The sequence below is a fragment of the Streptomyces sp. NPDC042259 genome (genome assembly GCF_055582085.1).
Map to the genome: position 1 here is coordinate 1 of NZ_JBVJDW010000032.1, position 1,848 is coordinate 1,848.

The 1,848-nt window shown below is 56.7% G+C and carries 1 rRNA gene; it reads left to right on the forward strand.

Features of this window, described 5'->3' with window-relative positions:
* Positions 1 to 1,827, forward strand: a 23S ribosomal RNA gene (locus ACZ6MA_RS33950); the annotation flags it as partial.
* Positions 1,828 to 1,848: the final 21 nt, after the last annotated feature.

The window sequence follows — 1,848 nt, forward strand, 5'->3', positions numbered from 1 at the left end:
GGATGGGTAGGGGAGCGTCGTGTGCCGGGTGAAGCAGCCGCGGAAGCGAGTTGTGGACGGTTCACGAGTGAGAATGCAGGCATGAGTAGCGATACACACGTGGGAAACGTGTGCGCCGATTGACTAAGGGTTCCTGGGTCAAGCTGATCTGCCCAGGGTAAGTCGGGACCTAAGGCGAGGCCGACAGGCGTAGTCGATGGACAACCGGTTGATATTCCGGTACCCGCTTTGAAACGCCCAATATCGAATCAGACGATGCTAAGCCCGTGAAGCCGTTCCGGACCCTTCGGGGAATGGAAAGTGGTGGAGCCGGTGACCCGGATCTGTAGTAGGTAAGCGATGGGGTGACGCAGGAAGGTAGTCCAGCCCGGGCGGTGGTAGTCCCGGGGTAAGGGTGTAGGCCGTGTGGTAGGCAAATCCGTCACACATTAAGGCTGAGACCTGATGCCGAGCCGATTGTGGTGAAGTGGATGATCCTATGCTGTCGAGAAAAGCCTCTAGCGAGTTTCATGGCGGCCCGTACCCTAAACCGACTCAGGTGGTCAGGTAGAGAATACCGAGGCGTTCGGGTGAACTATGGTTAAGGAACTCGGCAAAATGCCCCCGTAACTTCGGGAGAAGGGGGGCCATGTCTGGTGATGAGGTTTACCCTCTGAGCTGGGTGTGGCCGCAGAGACCAGCGAGAAGCGACTGTTTACTAAAAACACAGGTCCGTGCGAAGCCGTAAGGCGATGTATACGGACTGACGCCTGCCCGGTGCTGGAACGTTAAGGGGACCGGTTAGCTTGGATTCGTCCAGGCGAAGCTGAGAACTTAAGCGCCAGTAAACGGCGGTGGTAACTATAACCATCCTAAGGTAGCGAAATTCCTTGTCGGGTAAGTTCCGACCTGCACGAATGGCGTAACGACTTCTCGACTGTCTCAACCATAGGCCCGGTGAAATTGCACTACGAGTAAAGATGCTCGTTTCGCGCAGCAGGACGGAAAGACCCCGGGACCTTTACTATAGCTTGATATTGGTGTTCGGTTCGGCTTGTGTAGGATAGGTGGGAGACTGTGAAGCTATGGCGCCAGCCATGGTGGAGTCGTCGTTGAAATACCACTCTGGTCGTGCTGGATGTCTAACCTGGGTCCGTGATCCGGATCAGGGACAGTGTCTGGTGGGTAGTTTAACTGGGGCGGTTGCCTCCTAAAGAGTAACGGAGGCGCCCAAAGGTTCCCTCAGCCTGGTTGGCAATCAGGTGTTGAGTGTAAGTGCACAAGGGAGCTTGACTGTGAGACCGACGGGTCGAGCAGGGACGAAAGTCGGGACTAGTGATCCGGCGGTGGCTTGTGGAAGCGCCGTCGCTCAACGGATAAAAGGTACCCCGGGGATAACAGGCTGATCTTCCCCAAGAGTCCATATCGACGGGATGGTTTGGCACCTCGATGTCGGCTCGTCGCATCCTGGGGCTGGAGTCGGTCCCAAGGGTTGGGCTGTTCGCCCATTAAAGCGGTACGCGAGCTGGGTTTAGAACGTCGTGAGACAGTTCGGTCCCTATCCGCTGTGCGCGTAGGAATATTGAGAAGGGCTGTCCCTAGTACGAGAGGACCGGGACGGACGAACCTCTGGTGTGCCAGTTGTCCTGCCAAGGGCATGGCTGGTTGGCTACGTTCGGGAGGGATAACCGCTGAAAGCATCTAAGCGGGAAGCCTGCTTCGAGATGAGTATTCCCACCCCCTTTGAGGGGTTAAGGCTCCCAGTAGACGACTGGGTTGATAGGCCAGGTGTGGAAGACCGGTAACGGTTGGAGCTGACTGGTACTAATAGGCCGAGGGCTTGTCCTCAGTTGCTCGCGTCCACTGTGT